Annotated in this window: 10 protein-coding genes; 1 reads left to right on the top strand and 9 read right to left on the bottom strand. The window is 45.1% G+C overall.

What is annotated here, in order from left to right; genetic code table 11:
* Window positions 1-18: 18 nt before the first annotated feature.
* The 7 genes from TRQ7_RS05225 to TRQ7_RS05255 form a co-directional block, all read right to left on the bottom strand.
* Window positions 19-1050, bottom strand: coding sequence for a sugar-binding protein (locus TRQ7_RS05225; protein ID WP_015919270.1), 1032 nt, complete (start codon window positions 1048-1050; stop codon window positions 19-21).
* 264 nt (window positions 1051-1314) lie between these two features.
* Entirely contained in the window at window positions 1315-2151 is an 837-nt protein-coding gene (locus tag TRQ7_RS05230) for a carbohydrate ABC transporter permease (protein WP_041844166.1), read from the bottom strand.
* A 12-nt stretch (window positions 2152-2163) separates the two neighbouring features.
* On the bottom strand, window positions 2164-3045 hold the full coding sequence (locus TRQ7_RS05235) for a sugar ABC transporter permease (protein ID WP_041844167.1): 882 nt from the start codon (window positions 3043-3045) through the stop codon (window positions 2164-2166).
* Between the two features lie 56 nt (window positions 3046-3101).
* The gene (locus TRQ7_RS05240) at window positions 3102-4337 is read right to left on the bottom strand and encodes an ABC transporter substrate-binding protein (RefSeq protein ID WP_041844168.1); all 1236 of its coding nucleotides are present in this window, start codon (window positions 4335-4337) and stop codon (window positions 3102-3104) included.
* A 32-nt stretch (window positions 4338-4369) separates the two neighbouring features.
* The gene (locus TRQ7_RS05245; protein ID WP_038067137.1) at window positions 4370-6817 is read right to left on the bottom strand and encodes an alpha-amylase family glycosyl hydrolase; all 2448 of its coding nucleotides are present in this window, start codon (window positions 6815-6817) and stop codon (window positions 4370-4372) included.
* Between the two features lie 224 nt (window positions 6818-7041).
* The gene (locus TRQ7_RS05250; RefSeq protein WP_041844169.1) at window positions 7042-8382 is read right to left on the bottom strand and encodes a GH1 family beta-glucosidase; all 1341 of its coding nucleotides are present in this window, start codon (window positions 8380-8382) and stop codon (window positions 7042-7044) included.
* Between the two features lie 96 nt (window positions 8383-8478).
* Complete coding sequence (locus TRQ7_RS05255; RefSeq protein WP_041844170.1) at window positions 8479-10920, bottom strand: glycosyl hydrolase family 65 protein; 2442 nt, start codon at window positions 10918-10920, stop codon at window positions 8479-8481.
* Window positions 10921-11226: 306 nt separating this feature from the next.
* Here TRQ7_RS05255 and TRQ7_RS05260 point away from each other — a divergent pair, with 306 nt between their 5' ends.
* Window positions 11227-12159: a DUF4382 domain-containing protein gene (locus TRQ7_RS05260; protein ID WP_015919277.1), complete on the top strand. Its 933-nt coding sequence runs from the start codon at window positions 11227-11229 to the stop codon at window positions 12157-12159.
* Window positions 12160-12217: 58 nt separating this feature from the next.
* On the opposite strand, the gene TRQ7_RS05265 is transcribed toward TRQ7_RS05260, so the two are convergent.
* Entirely contained in the window at window positions 12218-12397 is a 180-nt protein-coding gene (locus tag TRQ7_RS05265) for a hypothetical protein (RefSeq protein WP_015919278.1), read from the bottom strand.
* 207 nt (window positions 12398-12604) lie between these two features.
* Window positions 12605-15637 (bottom strand): alpha-mannosidase, encoded by a 3033-nt coding sequence (locus tag TRQ7_RS05270; RefSeq protein WP_041844171.1) that lies wholly within the window; start codon window positions 15635-15637, stop codon window positions 12605-12607.

Here is a 15637-nt window from a genome sequence, read left to right on the forward strand (position 1 = left end):
TTCGTTGATTCTACATTATCAGCGCTTAGAATAGATCTTCTTTGCGTATTCGTAAAATTGATCAACGTTTTCTTCTGTTACAACGTCCACTCCTGTGTCGATGATATAGTCAACTGTTCCATCTTCTCTGACAACTTTCGGGAGTATCTTCAATGTGTTTTCTACACCAACTTTTACCATGTTGTAGAGAACAAGAACGGAGAGGTAACCCATGTCATAAGGTCTCTGACCAACAAGACCTTTGACAGCACCAGCTTTGACGAGTTCAAGTTCTGGAAGCAGAGTATCAAAGCCAACCACCAGCAGATCTTTCATTCTTTCGGGACCGCCAAGAGCGGAGATCACGGTTTCTTTTGGAGCAAAGAGAGGCCATCCACCGGACATGAACCAACCATCGAGGTCTGTGTATTTCCTGGTCACGTCCCTGATGATCTGAATAGCCTTTGCTGAATCGTCGTCACACGGGAACGGGTCAGCCACATAGACGATCTCTCTTCCACTCTGTTTGGAGTATTCTTCGAGGGCGTCTCTGAATCCTCTGATTCTCTCGTTCAGGTTGAGGGCCGCAAGACCACCGGTGAGTATGGCAAGTTTGATGGTCTTTTTCTCGGGCTTGTACTTTTCGATAAGCTGTGCCATCAACTTTCCAGCCTCGTATCCTGCATTGTAGTTGTTGGTTCCTATGTACACGTACCTTCCACTGTCTGGTGAATCAGAATCGAACATGATCACCGGTATTCCCTTGTCGAGTGCCCTTTTAACCACCACTTTTATCGCTTCTGGGTCGTTTGGAGAGATACCTATTCCGTCGACACCTTTCACAATGTAACTCAGGATCTTTTCTGCCTGCTTCGCAGCGTCTGCTTCAACGGGTGCGTCGAAGATTGCTTTGATCCCCAGTTTCTCTGCCGCGTCTCTCATCCCGTTTTCAACTGCAAACCAGTATGGATTGTTGAGAGATTTAGGAGCAAGAAGAATGGTGATGTCTTCTGCAAAGACGAACACGGAGAGCGCAAGAAACAGTCCCAGAAAAACCAGTCCCTTCTTCATGAAAACACCTCCTCAACAGAGAGTGTAATTTAAATTTAACGTAGAATTATGCTGTTTTAGGAAATTGTCTTTTTTTCAGTAAAAGAACAACACAGGTTATTAATTTCCAACGGAATCAAATTAACTCCTGCTATATTATCGCACATGGGGTCCTTTTTCTTCAAATTACTTTTTGACAAGAAAAAAGAAGATAGAAGGAGATTCCGTACCATAATCGGAAATAATTTGCTGTAAAAGTAAATAATCACCAAAAATGATTGGTTATTAGCCCTTCACCGCTCCGGCACTCAATCCCGCTATGATCCTGTTCTGGAATATCAGAACGAGGATGACAAGGGGAAGTGTGACTATGACAGCAGCTGCCATGAGTTGCCCCCAGGGTATTTCGTACTGAGATGCTCCTTTGAAGAGGGCAACTGCAACAGGGACGGTGTACAGACTCGGCTTTTGCATGAAGGTGAGTGCAAAGAGGAACTCGTTCCAAGCTGCAATGAAGGTCAAAAGACCCGTTGCCACAAGTCCCGGTGCCGACATGGGAAGAACGATGGACCAAAGTGTTCTCAGTTTTGAAGCACCATCGATGAAGGCAGATTCCTCAACTTCTTTAGGAAGTTCTCTGAAGAAACTCTGAAGTACCCAGACCGTCAGAGGAAGGTTCATGGCGGTGTAGGGTATGATGAGACCTGTGTAGGTGTTTATCAGTTTCATGCTCCTCAAGATCAGAAAGAGAGAACCGAGGATCGAAACCTGCGGGAACATGCTCACCGCAAGAATCAACGACATCACGATGACCTTTCCTCTGAACTTGAGTCTTGCGATTGCGTATCCGGCAAGCGCCCCTACAACCAATGCCAAACCCGTGGTTATCCCTGCCACTATGATACTGTTTTTGATGTTTATGTGGAACGGTCTTTCCTTGAAGACCTTCACATAATTTTCAAAGGTGACTCTCTTTGGGAAAAGAGAGGGGTTCTTTTCGAAAAGATCCTGATCCGGTTTTATCGAAGAAACAAAAGCCCAGTAGAGAGGAAAAACACACCACACGAGAATGAAGGCAACGGCAACGTAAAGAAGTATCTTCTGTGTTAAGGAACGGCTCATTTCTTTCCCTCCTCAATCGAGTCTCAATCTCAGAGACTTTATGTAGAGGATTGCAAAGATCGAAATGAGAACGAATATGAACACAGAGATCGCCGAACCGTACCCAAACCACGCACCGGTGAAAGCCCTGTCCATTAGAACATGTCTGTTGTACACGGCCAGGGTTTCCGTGTTCACCGCTCCCCTTGTCATGATGTAGACGACGTCGAACACACGCAGTGCATCGAGTGTTCTGAAAATCAAAGCCACCCCGATCGTGGGTGTTATGAGTGGAAGGGTGATCCTGAAGAATCTCTGCAGCGTACTGGCGCCATCTATCCTCGCTGCTTCGTAGATATCCTCAGGAATCACCTGAAGCCCAGCGAGTATCAGCAGAGCCATGAAAGGTGTGGTTTTCCATACGTCAACGAATATGATGGCCCACATAGCAAGCCCCGGAGTTCCAAGAATAGGAGTTCCAGGATCTATTATCCCCAGTTTTTCCCAGAGCCTTGACATTATTCCGAACTGATCATGAAACATCCATCTCCACATTTGAGAAGAAATGGCAGTTGGTATCGCCCACGGAACAAGCATCGCTGCCCTCACCATACCCCTCAGGGCGAACTTCTGGTGAACAACAAGGGCGATGAGAACCCCAAGAACAGTCTCCAGTGACACCGAAATGACAGTGAAAAAGATGGTGTTCTTCAATGCCATTAAAAAGCGTGTGTCCTGAAAGAGTCTGAAATAATTTTGAAGGCCCACAAATTTCCTTTCTATGCCGGGCCTCAATCCGAAACTGTAGAAACTGTCGTAAAAAGTCTTGAAAAGAGGAAAAAATGCCACTATCGATACAACGAGAATTGTCGGCAGTATCATCCAGAACGCTGTCCAGCCGCTTTTTTTCTCCATGTTTTTTCCTCCTCGCTTCTTCTAAAGATAAGCGAGGGGGCGCCCCCTCGCATCCATTACTGACTGAGTAAGAACTTCAGCTCTTTTGCGATGTTCTTTATCGCTTCTTCCGGTGTTGTCTGCCTCGTCAGAGCAGCGTGCACATACCTCTGAATTACATCGGACACTTCACTGTAGTTTGCAACTCTTGGTCTTGGAAGAGCGTTCAGGAAGACGCTGAGGAGTTCTACCATGAATGGAGCTGCTTCTTTGAGTCTTGGATCCTTGTAGACGGCTTTCCTTGTTGGGTTCTGACCAGCGTTTATTGCTTTGTAGAGCTGCTGCTCATAACTTGTGAGGAACTTTATGAGTTTCTTTGCCGCTTCTTTCTCTTCAGGAGAAGAGAAGCTGTTTATTCCAAGCATCCAGCCACCGAGAGTTGCCGCCCTTCTTCCGCCGGGTCCCATCGGAAGAGGTGCTACTCCAACCTTTCCTTTGATTGGAGATTCGTCGCTGTTCACAAGGGACCACGCGTACGGCCAGTTTCTCATGAAGACTGCCTCTCCGTTCTGGAAGATTCTTCTTGCGTCTTCTTCCATGTAGGTGGTGACACCCTCGGGCGTGACTTTGTGTTTGTAGATGAGATCAACCATGAATCGAAGTGCATCGACGGCCTGTGGCGAATCGATCACAACGTTTCCGTTTTCGTCCAGAACGTCTCCACCAAAAGACCAAAGGTACTCGAGGAAATCACACACGAGCCCTTCGTATCTTGCACCCTGCCAGACGAATCCGTGAATACCTTCGGCCTGAGAGATCTTCTTTGCCATCTCAACGAGTTCATCCCATGTTCTTGGAGGATGATCGTAGCCGTACTTTTCGAGAAGATCTTTTCTGTAGTAAAGAAGGCCCGCATCGGTGAACCATGGAACTGCAACGATCTTTCCGTTGACTGTAGCAGCCATCACCGTTCCGGGGAGGAACTCACCGAGTTCGAAGTAGTCTTTATCGGCCGTCAGATCCTCGAGGAACGGTGCAAACTCTGCCGGCCAGATCACATCGAGCATGAGAACATCCGGGTCACTCTCACCGGCGGCGAAGTACGTGACATAGAGGTCGTGCCTTTCGGTTGAACTGTCCGGCATGGGTATGATCTCTACTTCGATGTCTGGATACTGCTGCTGGAACATCTCGATCTGCTTCTTCAAAACCTCAAGTTCTTTTCCGACCCCTCCAGATGTCATGGTGATCTTCACGGCGAAGAGACCACCAACCAGAAGAACAGCAAGAAGCAGAGCAAGAAACTTTCTCATGATAAGAACACCTCCTTTTGATAAGGATAATGCTATTTTTCGATTTTAATCCAGAGATCATCCATCACGTATGGATCTGTCTCTTTTCCACCTCCAAATATATAAGCTTTTGGTTCTTCTTCAAGAGGCCTGAACCTGTTTTCAACACCATCATAGTCCCATGTTGTAATGTAGATTTTCCAACCAGTGAATTCTTCTGGGAAACCAAGCCATTCACCTTTTACAACGATCTTTATCCATCCATCCGTTGTCAAGACTTCGGGAGAACCAAGTTGTGTACCAAATTTCCTTTCATCTGCTCCCTTTGAAGAGAAAATAGCGGAGCTCCAGCCCGTAATGAAAATTTCATAATCCCAATCTTCTATAACGTAATTCTGAAACGGCAGGATGCTTTTACCATCTTTTCTAGGATCATCAAGAAAAATCTGAAAACTCACATGATCAAACCCAAAGGGAGGATTCCAACTTGTGGTAATTTCTCTTGGTTTTATCCAGAGAATCAAATTGGGGCCCATGCGTTCAACTTTTGCAGCAACTATGTCCATCTGACGTTTGAAGGTTATGTCCGTTGGATATTCATACTTTCCGAAGGGACCATAATCATCATTAAGAGGGTCTGTCACCTCTGACAATTTTTCAATAGGTATTGACACTTCAAACCAGAGTTCTTTAGAATAAAGAACTTCCCTCGGAGTTGATCCGTAAACTTTTAAAACAACAAAGTGTTTTCCTGGGCCTATTCTATAGGGATCCAATGTATAACTGAACTTCCCACTTTCAAGTTTTATTTTGTCTCCGATGGCTCGATACATACCATCTACGTATGCAAAAATCTTCTTACCATTCGTTTCACCAGAAATGATAACTTTCTCTTTTCCGACATTTACTTCAGCGTTTAGCTTAAGATTAAGATCCGGTGGTTGTTTTCCAGACGTTTCAGATAGAACTTTATAGACCGTCAAACTTTTTGGAGGAACTCGAAAGACAGTGGAATCCTGTTGAATAATCATCTGTGCTTTCCGGCCTGTTGAGAATACTTCTTCCACCTCAGGAAATGCGTCGGAATAGACCCTTATCCTTTCATCATTAGATGTGTTCATAACAACAATCAATGTTTCATGTTCATCTTCGATTTTGTAAACCAAAAGACCTGCTCCTTCTTTATTGGATAAAATTGTCTTTACAGTTCCGTATCTCGTTGCTGTATGGTTCTTTCTAAATCCAATTGCGCTTTTTATAAACTCATACATTGAGCCTTTTTCAAAGTGATCCCTACCACCTGACCCCCATCCACTCGCAAACATAGAAGCACGTGTTTCTTCGAAAGATTGTTCTGTCCCGTAGTAAATAACTGGTATTCCTGGTAAGGTCATTAGGAAAGCTATTGCCATTTTCAATGTCTTTTCGTCCGTCCCTCTGATAAATCGTTCCATATCGTGATTGTCGATGAAAGTAACCAAGAGTCCTTTTCTGAGCGTTTCGTTACGCCTTTCTATTCTATAAGCAAGCCAGGAAGTGGGTTTCCCACCTTTTAAAACCCGCCGTATCTCTTCACAAAGTGGAAAATCAAGCATAGCGTTGAAACCATGTTCAAAGTAACTCTCAATTTCTTTTTCTGCACTATCATCCAAAGGTGGTGAAGTAAGCCATGCTTCACCGAAAGCGATGAAATTTCTTTTCTGCTTCATTACGCCATTTTCACCATTAAAGAAGTCATCCCAAAAATCTTTAGGAACATACATAGCGGTATCTACTCTGAAACCATCCACTCCTACTTCCCTTATCCAGAAGTTGTAAGAGTCTTTCAGTGCTTCTCTAACCAGAGGGTTTTCGGTGTTTAAATCATCCAGGCCAGAAAGTTGATAGTACAGTTTCTGATGAAGATCACTGTAATTAGTGATGTCAGGTGTCCAGTGGTAAACATTCATTTCTCTCTGTTCTGGATCGTTGTAGTTATTCATATTGAATGGAAACTGTGTTGGTGCAGAAGTAGGAATACTATCCTTGTTGAGTTCAAACTTTCCATCTTTAAATCGGAAATAATTCCCAACATGGTTTACAACTATATCCTGAATAAGGACCATTCCCCTTCTTTTAAGCTCTTCTGAAAGACTCTTGTACGTTTCAAGATCTCCAAAATGTTCATCTACTTCTTTAAAATTTCTAGCCCAGTATCCATGGTAACCTCCATAATTTACCCATGGATCCCACCATTGGTTAGCAACTGGTGGGGTGATCCAAATTCCATCGACCCCTAGCCCCTTTATGTAATCTAATTTCTCTATTATCCCTTTCAAATCTCCTCCGCTATATTTTGATGGATTACTTGGATCATACTCACCATAACCTTGATCATTGTTCATAGGATCACCGTCGTAGAATCTGTCTATCATGATTTCATACAATACAACGTCATGCCAAGAAGTAGCAAATAAAACAGCAGTTAGAATCAAAAGAAACAGAACCAAACACTTTCTCATTGAAATATCCCTCCTTCAGTGGTGTGGTTGAGTTAACTGACGGTATAATCAAATTAACCTAATAGATATTTTGCCAGACTCATAGTTTCAATGCAAACGAGATATCGGGAGAAAACAGGAGATTTTTTTCGTTAAATGAAAATAATCGGGGATAATCGCCCGGGATGGACAGATAGGAAGGAAAATGAGGTATCAAAAAGAAAGGGCGGATTGCTCCGCCCTTTTCAATCTGTTAGTCCGTTGTTTTTGATCACATTCGAGTACCAGTATCCACTGTCTTTTATGATCCTCTTCTGTGTGTTGTAGTCCACGTACACTATACCGAATCTCTTCGAATATCCCTCCGCCCATTCGAAGTTATCAAGGAGTGACCACACGAAGTAACCCTTCAGTGGGACCCCATCCTGGATTGCTCTCCAGACCTGTTCGATGTGGTCTCTCAGATAATCTATCCTGTTTTGATCGTGAACTTTTCCGTCCTCACTCACCACGTCGTCGAATGCAGCTCCGTTTTCTGTGATGTACACCTCCTGTGGGTTGTACTCTTCTTTGACACCTTTGAGAATCCAGTAGATACCCTCAGGAACGATCTCCCATCCCATGGCGGTTTTGGGAAGGTTTCTTTCGACGAAGGACACCCTGGCCGGTGAGTTCGGATCGTATTTCACCATGTGACCTGAATAGTAGTTCAGCCCAACGAAGTCGATCTCCTGTTTTATCTCTTCCATGTCATCCTCATAGTTTCTGGGGAGGTACTCTCTTGCAAATTCCAGGACAAGATCCGGGTATTCTCCCCTGTAGATGGGGTTCAAAAAGAGCGGGTAGTTGTTGAACTGATGCATGAATCTGGCGGCTCTGATATCTTCTTCTCTCTCACTTGCAGGTTCGAAGTATCCGTTGTTGAAAACAATCCCTATCTTTCCGTCTTTCACCGTTTCTCTGAACACCTTCACGGATTTTGCGTGCGCTCTCAAGAGGTTGTGAACCGTATGGAATGCTACGTAGATGTCTTTCATCCCAGGGGCATGGACTCCGTACAGATGTCCCACTATAGCGACGACCCAGGGTTCGTTCAAAGTGATCCAGTGTTTGACGCGGTCACCGAAGTTTTCAAAGAGAACCCTTGAGTACTCTGCGAACCAGTCGGCTATGTCCCGATTTGCCCAGCCACCCTTCAACTGCAGAGAAAAGGGAAGGTCCCAGTGGTAGATGGTTATAAATGGTGTTATGTTCTTCTCCAGGAGGGTGTCTATGATCCTGTTGTAGAAGTCCAGACCTTTCTGGTTCACTTTTCCCGTTCCTTCCGGAAGGATCCTTGGCCAGCTGATGGAGAATCTGTAGGCCTTTGCACCGATTTTTTCGATGATCTCGATGTCCTCTTTCCATCTGTTGTAGTGATCGCAGGCCACATCTCCAGTGTCACCGTTTTTCACGTTTCCGGGTGTATGGGAGAAGGTGTGCCAGATGGACATACCTGCTCCGTCTGCAAGGGGAGAGCCTTCGATCTGGTAGGAAGCCGTCGCAACTCCCCAGAGGAACCCTTCGGGAAACTTTTTCACGATCATCACCTCGCTCTTTGCTGTAGTTTGTTTGCCGAACTATTGTACCACAAAAAAAGAAGGGGATGGCCCCTTCTTCAAAGTTTGAAACATGAGGGAAGATCATCCCATCAGAACTTCTACTCTGTGCACTTTTCCATCACTGAAAACTGGAAGGACCTGTCCCTCAATTTTCTTTCCGTCGACGGTTATCTCTTTTACACCTTTGGAAACGTGGTGGGGATTTTTTACCGTTATCTCGTAGATTGCTCCCCTGAACCTTCTTGTGATTTTGAAGCCGTCCCAATCTTCAGGTATGCACGGGTCCACCATGAGGCCATCGTAGGTGGGCCTTACTCCCAGAATGTACTGAGTTATCGCAACAAAGCTCCATGCCGCTGTTCCTGTGAGCCAGGAGTTTTTGGCTTCTCCGTGTCTTGGTGCATCTTTTCCTGCCACCATCTGTGCGTAGACGTAGGGCTCTGTTCTGTGGATTTCACTTATGTCTTCCAGATAGGCGGGAGTGATCTTTCTGTAGATCTCAAAGGCTCTGTCTCCTCTTCCAATGACAGTTTCTGCTATCGCTACCCACGGATTGTTGTGACAGAATATACCAGCGTTTTCCTTGTAGCCCGGTGGATAACTCGAGATCTCACCTAGTTCTATGTAGTATCTGCTGTAAGCGGGCTGCTGAAGAACAAGGCCGTAAGGTGTGTCGAGGTGCTCTTTCACTGAATCAAGTGCTTTCTTTGCGTATCCGTTTTCCACTCCTATTCCCGCCATCACGCACATTCCCTGTGGTTCTATGAAGATCTTCCCTTCTTCACATTCTTTACTTCCCACTTTCCTTCCAAAGGCATCGTACGCCCTGAGGAACCACTCTCCGTCCCAGCCGTACTCCAGAGTGGTCTCTATCATTTTCTTCACGTGTTTTTCTGCCTCTTTTGCTTCATCCTCGAGTCCGAGTCTTCTGCAGATCTCCACGAACTCTTTTCCAGCCAGAACGAACAGTCCTGCTATGAAGACGGATTCTGCTACCCTTCCATCGAGGGCGTTGACGGTTGTCTGGAAGGATTCATCTGGATTTTTGGAAAAACAGTTCAGGTTGAGACAGTCGTTCCAGTCCGCCCTTCCTATGAGTGGAAGACCATGTGGACCGAGGTTGTTCACGGTGAAGTAGAAAGATCTTTTCAGGTGTTCAAAAAGCGTTGCCTTTTTGTCTGGATCGTTGTCAAACGGAACCTCTTCGTTCAGAATGCTCCAGTCTCCCGTTTCCTTGATGTACGCACTGGTTGAGAGAATGAGCCAGAGGGGATCGTCGTTGAATCCTCCACCGATTTCGTTGTTTCCCTTTTTTGTGAGCGGCTGGAACTGATGATAGGTGCTTCCGTCTTCAAACTGGATGGAGGCAAGGTCGAGAATCCTCTGTCTTGCCTTTTCCGGTATCATGTGGACAAATCCAAGTATATCCTGATTTGAATCTCTGAAACCTATACCCCTGCTGATTCCGGATTCAAAGTAGGAAGCGCTCCGCGCGATGTTGAAAGTGACCATGCACTGATACTGGTTCCAGATGTTCACCATCCTGTTGAGTTTTTCATCGTGTGTTTCCACCTGTATTCTTCCAAGAAGTTCATCCCAGTATTCCTTCAGTTCCTTCAGAGCGCGTTCAACGTCTTCACCTGTTTTGAACCTTTCTATCATTTCTTTTGCACGCTTTTTGTTTATCACCCCGGGTCTTTCCCATTTTTCCTCTTCGGGATTTTCTACGTAGCCGAGTATGAAGATGAGTTCTTTTTCGCCAAGAGGTGGGATCTCAAGTTCAAGATAGTGAGATGCAATGGGTGCCCAGCCACTCGCCACGGAGTTTCTGGGATTGCCCTCCACAACCGCCTGAGGAGCCTCAAAACCGTTGTAAAGACCCATGAATGACTCCCTGTCTGTGTCGAAACCATCTATCGAATGGTTCACGGAGTAGAACGCGTAGTGGTTTCTTCTTTCTCTGTACTCTGTTTTGTGGTATATCACAGAACCTTCTATCTCCACTTCTCCGGTGCTGTAGTTTCTCTGAAAGTTCGTCATGTCATCGAGGGCGTTCCAGAGACAGAACTCTATGAAGGAAAAGAGTTTGATCCTTCTTGGTCGTTCCGTTCTGTTTTGAAGTACAAGATGATGGACCTCTCCTGTGAAATGCCTTGGAACAAAAAAGGTGATGGTCGCTCTCAGACCGTTTCTCTCCCCAGCGATCTTCGTGTACCCAAGGCCGTGTCTTGCTTCAAAGAACGAAAGATCTCTCCTCACCGGCATCCAGGTGGGAGACCAGAAATCTCCGTCTTCTTCTCTTATGTAAAAATACCTTCCTCCAGCGTCTGTTGGCACGTTGTTGTACCTGAACCTGGTGATCCTTCTGAGCCTTGCATCTTTATAGAAACAGTAGCCCCCCGCCATGTGGGAGATGATGGAAAAGAAATCTTCTGTCCCCAGGTAATTTATCCACGGATAGGGTGTCCTGGGAGTTACTATGACGTATTCTCTGTTTTTGTCATCGAAGTAGCCGAACTTCATGCTATCACCTCTCTGAGGCTTTTTATCGTGAGTATTCTAATGTGAAAATGTTTTCATTCAAAATCCAAGGAAGGAAAGCCACGAGCAAGTATCGATGAATATTGTCGAAAAGAAACCATTTTCTTCTGATTCTGCTTTGTTTTAATTTCTGGATGGTTTATACAAATTCAATGTTGTTAGTTTATTGAGATGACAAAATGTGCTTTTTAAAAAGACATTTATTCTCACAAGAAAAACATTTCGTTGCTCAAAATTGACTTTTTGCTAATCTGGAGTTAAAATACTTCAACGAAAGGAGGTGAAACCATGAAGTACGCTCTCTGGGCAGTTTTGTTTCTGGGACTGATATCTGGATGTGTGCTTTTCACCACAGGAACGAACATAACAAAAGTTCCTGTGTATCTCACAGACAACCCATCCTTTGATATTGAACAGTTGCAGGTGAAGATTTCCGATGTGACGTACCACTACTCACTGAACGGAGAGGGGTATGACGCCACTGCCACCCTGCTGGAAAACGAGTTCGATCTTCTCTCACTTGCAGGAACTGAAGTACAGTTTTTCGAAATGGAACTGCCCGAAGGTGCCGAACTCGATTGGATCAGACTCTACGTTGACGCTGCAACCGCTGTTGTAAACGGTCAGAGCGAAACCGTCAACATTCCCTCCAGGAAGATTAAGATCATAAAGCCTATCATAGTGCAAAGTGGTGATGAGATCGTTCTCGATTTCGATGTGGCAAGATCCCTTCGAGTTGTTCAGGGAAAAAATCAGTACATACTCAGACCGGTCATTGTTCCATACCACAGAGAAAGACACGAATACGAACACGGCCCAGGTGAAGGTGAAGAGTACAGATACAGGTACGAAGTTGAAGGAGAGCTTAAGGAGACACTGGCGGGAACCACATGTCTTGTTGCTCTCTTTGAAGGAGAGACAAGTTCTGCTACACTCGTTGATCTTGAAATCACAGACGACGATTTCTCCTTCGAGGAATTGAAAGAGGCAACTTACACCCTTTACGTGTGCGAGTTCACACTTCCGGAAACAACGGACACCGGTGAATCCTCCGAAGAAGAATTTGAAGTAGACGAAGACGAAGTGGAAAATGTGAACAGCGAGATCCAGAACTGGCTTTCAGATTTGACCTCGGTTGCATCTGTAGTCTTCTACCTGAACGATTCAACGATCACGTACATTCAAAACTCTGCCGATATAGAACTCAGGCTGGATGATTAAAATGGGGGAGGGACGCCTGGGAGGTCTGAGATACTGAAAGGTAGGAAATGAGAGTTTTTCAAACTTCCACTGGTTCTTTCTCTTTCCTTCTCCTCCTTCTGGAGGAGACTTTTTCTTCTTCTTTTGCTCTTTCAAGGAGTTTTTCTTCGAGTTCGATGGCTTTGAGGTTTTCAAGGGCCTTCTTTACCCTTTCTTCGTGAATCTCCCTTATAACTTCTGGTGGCAGGAACATCATCATAGTATCACCTCCTTCTCAAGTTGTCATGGTCTTATTGACATTCATTTCTTCCGTCCTGGTATTTTTATAACATAAGTGTGATACAAATTGAGAACATTTCTCAAAAGAATCCCTTAAGTTATTTTTTATGGGAGATTACGTAGAATTAGTTAGGTTAAACAAAGAGCGGGAAGAAATCCCGCTCTTTCAAAGGCAAAAGAAGCCTTCTCACTCCACAACGAACGTGTAGATTTTGAACGGTCGGTAACTCAAGGGGAAAGAGACCTCTTTCCTTTCCTCTTCCAGAAGGTTTGTCAGATAGATCTTTCCTTCCCAGGGGATCTTAATCGAGAGTTTACCGGATGTTCCGAAGATCTCGACAAGTCTTATGACGATCTTTCCTTTCACCTTTCTGAGTGAAGTGAGTTTGAAATTCTGTGGAGAAACTTCCAGAAAAGAAGAGGGAATGTTCAACCTTCCAGAAACGGCAAGAAGGGGTCTGTTCAGTTCTTCTGCTTCTCTCACAACGTCTCTCAGGTCATCACCGGGGTGAACATATATGGAGTAGGTGAACTCGTGTTTTCCTTCATCGCAGAGAAAATCCGGAAAGATCCCGGCTTTTATCAGAGAAACTGCCATAACGTTCTGATGAACACTTCCACCGTACTTTCCATCGTTTAGAATGGAAACACCAAAGTCTGTTTGCGAAAGATCCATCCACCTGTGGAAGGGCACTTCAAAGCGCGCCTTTTCAAAACTGGTGTTTCTGTGTGTGGGTCTTTCTATAAAGCCACCTGAGATGTCAAACCTTGCTCTTCTCGACAGAACGGTGGTGGGAAAGTACGCCCTCAAAAGGGCCCTTCTTGTGTGCCAGTCTATCTTTGTTTCTATATCGAGCCTTCTGCTTTTTCTGTAAAGGATGTAGTATTGTGTGATCTTGCTGCCTTCTGCCTCGTATTCGACACGTACCACCTCTCGAACAGGACCGAACTCTACTTTTTCCACGCTTTTTGCTTTCAGGGTGTATTCTGTCTTTTCCACACCCTCTGCTATGTCCCAGTTGTCCCAGTAGGGAGGAATGTTTTTGTGGAGTTTCAAGATGTTTCCTTTTTCCTCGAAGATGTACCTGTCCAGTTCTTTATCGTAGATCTGTATCGTTCCATCTTCCTTCACTTCGACCCTCATGTACTCATTTTCCATGAAAAGACTTTCGTCTTTCCTTGCGGGCTTTTCAATTGTGCTCTTCTGAACCTCCAGCTCTATCTTTGAGAAAGGAGCGATCTCTGTGTCCAGGAAGTACACGTACTTTCCATCGTGTGTTCTTTGTTTCAGAAGGACTCTGCCCTGGAAGGAAAGATAAAGATTAAGATCTTCGTTGAGTTTAAAACAGAACCTCTTCGGGAAAGACGAAGCGTTCAGAAGGGTCAGAGTGTTTTCGCCCTCGACTCGAAGAGAGTCTATGGACTCTCTGACGATCTTTTCTGCTCTTTCTTTCACGAAGGTCAGCTCTTTTTCTGCGTCCTCATAGACCTCTCTTATCGAAGAACCAGGAAGGATATCGTGAAACTCGTTTCTCAAGACAGCCTTCCAGAGATCGTCAATTTCTTCGGAAAAGTCTCTATCGGAGAAGGCAGATATCAACTCTGCAAGATAAAGACCGTCTTCTGCTTCTTTGTGGAGTTTCTTCACCCTGGACTGGGAGGTGTACGTTCCTCTGTGGACTTCAAGGTACAGCTCTCCGTCCCACACGGGAAGGTCTCCATCAACGTTCATTTTCTCAAAGAAACTTCCGACCGTTCCCATTTCAAGATGCGGAATTCCCGGGATCTGATTCATTATCCTGTAGTTTTCCAGCATCTCCTCAGTTGGTCCTCCACCACCGTCACCGTGGCCGAACGAAAGAAGAACCTTGTTTGTGAGATCCTTCTGCCTGAAGTTGTTCCAGGTTTTGTAGATGGTGTCTGGATCTATTTTTCCGTTGTATCCTTCGTTTGGATTTTTGAAACTGAAGTACAGAACCTCTGAGCCGTCTATTCCTCTCCAGCGGCACAGATCGTATGGAAACTCGTTCGTGTCGTTCCAGTTGAGTTTGGTCGTAACGAAGTACTCTATTCCCACATCTCTCAGAATCTGAGGAAGAACCCAGGAAAAGCCGAACACATCCGGCAGCCAGCAAACCTTGCTCTTTTTACCGAACTCTTTCTCAAAGAACTTCTGTCCATAGTAGAACTGCCTTATCAGGGACTCCAGCGAAGGAACGTTACAATCTGACTCCACCCACATGCCACCAACGGGTTCCCATCTTCCTTCTTCAACGAGTTTCTTAACCTCTTCGAAGAGTTCAAGCGAGTTTTTCTTGAGATCTTCATACATTTGAGCAGAAGATTGAGTGTAGACGAACTCCGGATACAATCTTGAAAGTAGAACAGAATTTGCGAAGGTGCGAAGGATCTTTCTTTTCGTCTCTTCAACCGGCCAGAGCCAGGCATAATCTATGTGGGAATGCCCTACAAGGTGGACGATTCCAGTACTCGGGTGCTCTTCTTTGAGTTTCTTCAGTTTCTCTTTGAACCTTCCAAACTCGTCTATAATGCTTTTTCTTAACTCGCCTGGAAGCTGCGCTCCGGAAAATTCTCTGAACTCAGGTGTACTCCAGGTGTTTTTAATTTCATCCTTTATTCCGGGATCCATGGGAGCGGCTTTCAAATATGTTTCTGTGTCTCTTGGAATCCATATTTTCGAGAGAAATTCTTCGGAGATGTCAAGAAGCTTTTTCGACAGCGCCCTGTCATCTACCACCTCTGCTGTTCTTATGACAAGTTCCAGTGTTTTTACCACTTTCATCAACTCTTCATCGATGATCGTGAAAAATGCTTTACTGAACACCGGCTTTTCTGGTTTTCCAAAGAGCCCCCTTGGCATTACCTGAGCCTCTATCGTGTGAGGCTTTCCATCAGCAAGAAGCGTGATGTTCAGTGTTCTGTGATACTCGTTGATTTCACCGTAGGGCTTTCCATCTACAAGAACAAGGGTCTCTCCGCCGAACCAGAGTTCCAGATAGGCCCTTTGTCCTTCAGCGACGGAGAAGGGTTCCAACTCTTTTCTGAACCACACAGGAGCGGAGTTGAAATCCCACTCAAAAGGTGGTGTGACGGTTTTTTCCTCTGAACCGTCGGAAAAAGACCAGTCTTTCAGTTTTTCTTTCCTTGAGATGGTGTAGGGAACAATTTCTGAAAGCATTCTCCACAGTTTTCCCTTCAC

The sequence above is a fragment of the Thermotoga sp. RQ7 genome (assembly GCF_000832145.1).
Classification (GTDB): domain Bacteria; phylum Thermotogota; class Thermotogae; order Thermotogales; family Thermotogaceae; genus Thermotoga; species Thermotoga neapolitana.

Excerpts from the sequence above, each read along its gene's own strand:
- TRQ7_RS05255 (WP_041844170.1), bottom strand. The coding sequence starts at position 10,920 with ATGAAGTTCGGCTACTTCGATGACAAAAACAGAGAATACGTCATAGTA.
- TRQ7_RS05245 (WP_038067137.1), bottom strand. The coding sequence starts at position 6,817 with ATGAGAAAGTGTTTGGTTCTGTTTCTTTTGATTCTAACTGCTGTTTTA.
- TRQ7_RS05235 (WP_041844167.1), bottom strand. The coding sequence starts at position 3,045 with ATGGAGAAAAAAAGCGGCTGGACAGCGTTCTGGATGATACTGCCGACA.
- TRQ7_RS05230 (WP_041844166.1), bottom strand. The coding sequence starts at position 2,151 with ATGAGCCGTTCCTTAACACAGAAGATACTTCTTTACGTTGCCGTTGCC.
- TRQ7_RS05260 (WP_015919277.1), top strand. The coding sequence starts at position 11,227 with ATGAAGTACGCTCTCTGGGCAGTTTTGTTTCTGGGACTGATATCTGGA.
- TRQ7_RS05240 (WP_041844168.1), bottom strand. The coding sequence starts at position 4,337 with ATGAGAAAGTTTCTTGCTCTGCTTCTTGCTGTTCTTCTGGTTGGTGGT.
- TRQ7_RS05250 (WP_041844169.1), bottom strand. The coding sequence starts at position 8,382 with ATGATCGTGAAAAAGTTTCCCGAAGGGTTCCTCTGGGGAGTTGCGACG.
- TRQ7_RS05265 (WP_015919278.1), bottom strand. The coding sequence starts at position 12,397 with ATGATGATGTTCCTGCCACCAGAAGTTATAAGGGAGATTCACGAAGAA.
- TRQ7_RS05225 (WP_015919270.1), bottom strand. The coding sequence starts at position 1,050 with ATGAAGAAGGGACTGGTTTTTCTGGGACTGTTTCTTGCGCTCTCCGTG.